The organism is Aquabacterium sp. UBA2148, assembly GCF_002328915.1.
Lineage (GTDB): Bacteria > Pseudomonadota > Gammaproteobacteria > Burkholderiales > Burkholderiaceae_C > Aquabacterium > Aquabacterium parvum.
Window position 1 is genome coordinate 1 of sequence record NZ_DCXA01000003.1, and the last position, 5,919, is coordinate 5,919.

Here is a 5,919-nt window from a genome sequence, read left to right on the forward strand (position 1 = left end):
GATGCGGTCGACGTCCTCGACCTTGGCCGTCAGCATGATGATCGGCGTGACGTCGTTGGCGGCGCGCAGGCGGCGGCAGATAGACAACCCGTCCTCGCCAGGCAGCATCAGGTCGAGCACGATCAGGTCGACGGTTTCACGCGTCAGCAGGCGGTTGAGCGCCTTGGCATCTTCTGCCAGGAGCACCTCGAAGCCTTCCTGGCTCAGGTAGCGCCGCAGCAGGTCGCGGATCCGAGCATCGTCGTCCACCACGAGGACGCGGTCGGGACGCTGGTTGGCGTTGTTGGAAGTCATGGTGCGTTCCTAGGCATTTGTAACAAGCGCGGATTGTGCGCAGTTTGCGGACCCCAAACGCCCGTATTTGACCGGTTGTTACAATTCTTGCCCGCTCATGACGCTCCCGTCAAGCTGAAAGGATGTCGGCGCCACAGGGGTATTTCGCGTTGAGAATGGGTCTCCAACTGACCGACAAAGGTTGACCATGATCCTGTCTCGACGCCCTGCGGCCGTCCGCCAACTGACAACCGCCTGCCTGCTGGCAGCAGCAGCCTGTGGTGCGCAGGCCGATGCCCCGCGCCATGGCAGCGTGAACTTCAGCGCCACCGCTCACCGCGAGGTGGTGCAGGACGAGTTGACCGTCGTCCTCGAAACCGTCAAGGACGGCAGCCAGGCCGCAGACGTGCAGGCCGAGCTCAAACGCGTGCTCGAAGCGGCCCTGACCGAGGCGCGTGCGCTCATCAAGGGTGCTGTACCTGAGGCCGTCAGCGTGCAGACCGGCGGCTTCAACCTTTACCCGCGGTACGGCAACAACAGCCGCATCACCGGTTGGCAAGGGTCCGCCCAATTGATCATTTCGGGCACGGATGCCGGCAAGGTGTCCACGGTCTCGGGCAAGCTCAACCAGCTCAACGTCACGCAGGTTCGCTATGGGCTCTCGCGCGCACTGCGCGAGCAGCACGAGGCCTCGCTCACCACGGAGGCCATTCGCCAGTTCAAGGCGCGTGCCGGGCAACTGGCCACCGACTTCGGCATGAAGGGCTACACCCTGGGCTCGGTGTCGGTGTCTTCCACCGATGCGGGCTTCGAGGGGCGTCCGGTGCCCATGATGGCGATGGCCAAGGCGGCTGCGGCCCCGATGGCCGACGCAGCCTTGCCGCTGGCCCCAGGCAAGGGGACGCTGACCATCACGGTCTCGGGTGACGTCCTCCTGCAGCCCTGATCAACCGTCGCGCCACTGGCCGCCCAGCAACAGCTGGTGCGGCCGAAAGCGCGTCTTGTAAACCATCTTGGGGCTGGCCTCGATCCAGTACCCGAGGTAGAGGTGCGCCAGCCCGAGGTCGCGTGTTTGCTCGATCTGCCACAGCACGTTGTAGGTGCCGTAACTGGTGTCGGGCTCGGGTTCGTAGAACGTGTAGACCGCCGAGAGCCCGTCTTCGAGCACGTCGAGGACGGATACCATCTTCAACGCACCAGGCTGTCCATCGGGCGAGGCCGGCTCACGGAACTCGACCAGGCGAGAGTTGACCCGGCTGTGCAACAGAAACTGGGTGTACTGGTCCACCGAATCGTGGTCCATGCCGCCGCCTTGGTGCCTGCCGCGCTGATAGCGCAGGTAAAGCTGGTAGTGCTCGGGGTTGAAATTCAGCCTCAGCACACGCGCCTCAAGGTGCTGATGGGCACGCCAGGCCCGCACCTGGCTGCGTGAAGGCTGGAATCGCTGCACAGGGATGCGCAGCGGCACGCAAGCCTTGCAGCCATCGCAATGGGGGCGGTAGGTGAACATGCCGCTGCGGCGAAAGCCGGTGGCCACCAGGCCGGAGTAAACGTCGGCGTTGATCAGGTGGCTGGGCGTGGCCACCTGCGAGCGCGCGGTGCGCCCATCCAGGTAGCTGCAGGGGTAGGGCGCGGTCGCATAGAACTGCAGGGAGGCAAGCGGCAGGTCTTTGGGATGCGTCACAGCGGGTTTCGCGAAAGGTTCACCGAGGGATCAGGTGATCCCAGAATGAATCATGATAGGTCCAATCGGATGGGCCTGATTCATCGACCACCTGCTTGAGGTGGGCCTCGAATTGCCCCCTCGGCCAGGGGCGTGCCCCCAGGGAAGCCAGGTGGGAGGTTTCCTGCTGGCAGTCGATCACAGGCAGACCGTGGGCTCGGCAAAAGCACACCAGGGCGGCCAGGGCAATTTTGGACGCGTCTGTGCGGTGCGAGAACATCGATTCACCGAAGAACATGCGGCCCAGGTGGATGCCATAGAGGCCGCCGACCAACTCGCCGTTCACCCAGGTTTCCACAGAGTGCACTTGGCCCTCGCGGTGCCACTTGCCGTAGGCGGCACGCATCTCGGGCACGATCCAGGTGCCGCGCTGGCCGTCGCGCGGGGTGAGGGCGCAATGGTGCATGACCGCGTCGAAGTACGAGTCGATGCGCACCTCGCAGCCTGGTGTGCGTCGAAAGCGCTCAAGCGTCTTGCGCAGGGAGCGGGACAGCTTGAACTCTGCCACCGGCAGAACCATGCGGGGGTGTGTGCTCCACCAGAGGATGGGCTGGTCCTCTCCGAACCAGGGGAAGATGCCGCGACGGTAGGCCTGAGCCAGCCGCTGGGTGCTCAGGTCGGCGCCAGCGGCGAGCAAGCCCGGGGCATCGGAGTCGGGGCCCAGCGCTTGAAGCGTGTCTGGGAAAGGGGTGTCTGCTTCCAGCCAGGGGATCATGAACGAGCGGGCATTCAGTTGATGCGGGCAAGAAAAAAGCCCGGTGGCAAGCCACCGGGCTGAAAGGTACCTTAGAAAAGGTTCGACAGGTACCGAGGAGACAACCTTTCAGGGAGTGCCGCTTGTCCAGAGCGGCCCTGATGAGATCAGGGCCCGGTCAGGAAGTTCAAGGGACTGGCTCCGAAATCCTTGCAAAGATTTGTCAACCAGGGGCAGGCGCCAATCAGGCGGCCTTGCGCTTGGCGGCCGTCGTGGCAGCCTGAGATGCCTTGACGGCGGTGTTGGTGATGGCCTGGAAGTTGGCTTCGGCCACATCGGCAGCTTGTTTGGCGGCCTTTTGCACCGAGTCAAATGCGTTGTTGGCGGCGGCAACAGCCGACTTCACCAGCACAACGGCGTTTTCGGTGCCGGCGGGGGCGTTCTTGACGGCGTTGTCAACGACAGCTGCGAACTTCTTCTGGGCGTCGGAGACTTGCGATTCGGCCAGCTTGCTGACTTCGGCGCTGGTGGTCGAGGCGATGTCGTACAGGTGACGACCGTAGGCAGCGGCCTTCTCGGCCGAGGGTTGCAGCAGCGAGGCTTGCAGCGCCAGCAGTTCCTGGGCGTCCTTGACGGCCAGCACAGCCTTGGCGTGCTCGGAAGCTTCTTCCAGCGAAGTCTTGGCGACTTGCAGGTTCAGTTCGACGACCTTCTCGACGCCTTCGAAGGCCTTCTGACCCAGGTCGAACAGGGTGGCCAGGCTGGCTTTTTGGGAGGCGAGGATTTGTTCGGCAGTCAGCATTTCAATCTCCGTTATGAAGGGTTGATCGCAAACCGCAGCTTCGAACTTCAATTGCTGCGTTGCAACATGATTCGAAGTATAGGAGCGCTGTCGCCGATTGCAAGCACTTTTTTGTGCGGTGCAGCAACCGTTTGCAACTTTGTCTTGTTTTTGACAATTTTAACGCTGCGAGATCGCGGTGGGGTGGGGCTGTCCGGTTCGTCGCCTCGCCTACACTCTCGACTTCACCGCATCTCAACTGCTCAAAGCGATCACCATGAGCCTGCTCAACGTCCCTGCCGGCGCCAAGGCGCCCGACGTCTTCAACGTCATCATCGAGATCCCCGCCAACGCCGACCCGATCAAGTACGAGATCGATCACGAGACCGGCGCGGTCTTCGTCGATCGTTTCATGGGCACGGCCATGCACTACCCCTGCAATTACGGCTACGTGCCCCAGACCATCGCTGCCGACGGCGACCCGGTCGATGTGCTGGTCGTGACCCCCTTCCCGCTGCAACCGGGCGTGGTCATCCCTTGCCGTCCCCTGGGCATCCTGAAGATGGAAGACGAGGCCGGTGGCGACTCCAAGCTCGTGGCCGTGCCGACCGAAAAGATCTGCGCCATGTACAAGGGCATCCAGAAGCTGGAAGACCTGCCCGAGCTGCTGATCGCCCAGATCAAGCACTTCTTCGAGCACTACAAGGACCTGGAGCCCGGCAAGTGGGTGAAGGTGGTTGGCTGGGCCGGCATCGAAGACGCCAAGGCCGAAGTGGTCACCGGCCTGGAAAGCTTCAAGAAGCAGCACTGAGGCTGATTGGGCGCCTGCCGCCCAGCCTGACGCATGCCGCCTGCGCCCCGCCGGGAGCAGGCGGCTTTTTCTTTGGTCTTGGGTCTTGCAGCGCGGGCGTTGCGCGATGGGCGAGCGTGAGCAGGCAGGGTGCGTTGTTGCGGGTTAACGACCCCCTTGTGTGGGGGGGTCTTATATAAGACATAAGTCCACACCGTTTCGCAGAAATCCTGATAGAGTCACGGCTTTTCTAGCACCTCCCTTCAACCCCGGAGATCGTCATGACTCAACTCACCCGCGAACAGCAAATCGCTGCCCTGGAAAAGGACTGGGCCGAAAACCCCCGTTGGAAGCTCGTCAAGCGCGGCTATTCCGCAGCCGACGTGGTTCGCCTGCGCGGCAGCATGCAGCCCGAGTACACCCTGGCCAAGCGCGGCGCTGAAAAGCTGTGGGAAAAGGTCAACGGCGGTGCCAAGAAGGGCTACGTGAACGCTTTCGGCGCCATCACCGCCGGTCAAGCCATGCAACAGGCCAAGGCTGGCCTGGAAGCCGTGTACCTGTCGGGCTGGCAAGTCGCCGCCGACGGCAACACCTCGGAAACCATGTACCCCGACCAGTCGCTGTACGCGTACGACTCGGTGCCCACCATGGTTCGCCGCATCAACAACACGTTCAAGCGTGCTGACGAAATCCAATGGTCGCGTGGCATCAACCCCGGCGACGAGCAGTTCGTTGACTACTTCCTGCCCATCGTCGCTGACGCTGAAGCCGGTTTCGGTGGTGTCCTGAACGCCTTCGAACTGATGAAGAACATGATCGCTTCGGGCGCCGCTGGCGTTCACTTCGAAGACCAGCTCGCCGCTGTCAAGAAGTGCGGTCACATGGGTGGCAAGGTGCTGGTTCCCACGCAAGAAGCCATCGAGAAGCTGATCGCTGCTCGTTTCGCTGCTGACGTGATGGGCGTGCCCACCATCGTTCTGGCTCGCACCGACGCCGAAGCCGCCAACCTGATCACCTCCGATCACGACGCCAACGACAAGCCCTTCCTGACCGGTGAGCGCACCCAAGAAGGCTTCTACCGCGTCAAGAACGGCCTGGAGCAATCCATCAGCCGTGGCGTTGCGTACGCTCCTTACGCCGACCTGGTGTGGTGCGAAACCGGCGTGCCCGACATCGGCTTCGCCCGTGAATTCGCGCAAGCCGTGCACGCCAAGTGCCCCGGCAAGCTGCTGTCGTACAACTGCTCGCCTTCCTTCAACTGGAAGAAGAACCTGGACGACAAGCAGATCGCCAAGTTCCAGCAAGACCTGTCGGACCTGGGCTACAAGTACCAGTTCATCACGCTGGCTGGCATCCACATCAACTGGTTCAACACCTTCCAGTTCGCCCACGCTTACGCTCGCGGCGAAGGCATGAAGCACTACACCGAAATGGTGCAAGAGCCGGAATTCGCAGCTCGCGAAAAGGGCTACACCTTCGTGTCGCACCAACAAGAAGTGGGCGCTGGCTACTTCGACGACGTGACCACCGTGATCCAAGGTGGCTCGTCCTCCGTCAAGGCCCTGACCGGCTCGACCGAAGAAGAACAGTTCCACTGATCTGCGCGGGCCGCAAGGCCCGTTGCCTGATCGGCTTGAACACAAACGGCACCCTCGGGT

The 5,919-nt window shown here is 62.5% G+C and carries 7 protein-coding genes; 3 read left to right on the forward strand and 4 right to left on the reverse strand.

Annotated features, from left to right (window positions below; genetic code table 11):
* Window positions 1-294: response regulator (locus tag B2W70_RS00045; protein WP_286741857.1), on the reverse strand; the 294-nt coding region annotated here is incomplete at its 3' end.
* Window positions 295-481: 187 nt separating this feature from the next.
* On the opposite strand from B2W70_RS00045, the gene B2W70_RS00050 reads away from it, so the two are divergent.
* Window positions 482-1,219: an SIMPL domain-containing protein gene (locus tag B2W70_RS00050; RefSeq protein ID WP_286741858.1), complete on the forward strand. Its 738-nt coding sequence runs from the start codon at window positions 482-484 to the stop codon at window positions 1,217-1,219.
* On the opposite strand, the gene B2W70_RS00055 is transcribed toward B2W70_RS00050, so the two are convergent.
* The 3 genes from B2W70_RS00055 to B2W70_RS00065 form a co-directional block, all read right to left on the reverse strand.
* A complete protein-coding gene (locus tag B2W70_RS00055; protein WP_286741859.1) occupies window positions 1,220-1,957 on the reverse strand; it encodes an arginyltransferase in 738 nt (245 codons plus the stop codon). It lies immediately after the preceding gene.
* A 19-nt stretch (window positions 1,958-1,976) separates the two neighbouring features.
* Window positions 1,977-2,711, reverse strand: coding sequence for a leucyl/phenylalanyl-tRNA--protein transferase (gene aat / locus B2W70_RS00060; RefSeq protein ID WP_286741860.1), 735 nt, complete (start codon window positions 2,709-2,711; stop codon window positions 1,977-1,979).
* Between the two features lie 223 nt (window positions 2,712-2,934).
* Complete coding sequence (locus tag B2W70_RS00065) at window positions 2,935-3,492, reverse strand: phasin family protein (RefSeq protein ID WP_058089100.1); 558 nt, start codon at window positions 3,490-3,492, stop codon at window positions 2,935-2,937.
* Window positions 3,493-3,748: 256 nt separating this feature from the next.
* Between B2W70_RS00065 and ppa the strand changes: the two genes are divergently transcribed.
* A complete protein-coding gene (gene ppa, locus B2W70_RS00070) occupies window positions 3,749-4,282 on the forward strand; it encodes an inorganic diphosphatase (protein ID WP_058089099.1) in 534 nt (177 codons plus the stop codon).
* A 260-nt stretch (window positions 4,283-4,542) separates the two neighbouring features.
* Window positions 4,543-5,859: an isocitrate lyase gene (aceA, locus tag B2W70_RS00075; protein ID WP_137840563.1), complete on the forward strand. Its 1,317-nt coding sequence runs from the start codon at window positions 4,543-4,545 to the stop codon at window positions 5,857-5,859.
* Window positions 5,860-5,919: the final 60 nt, after the last annotated feature.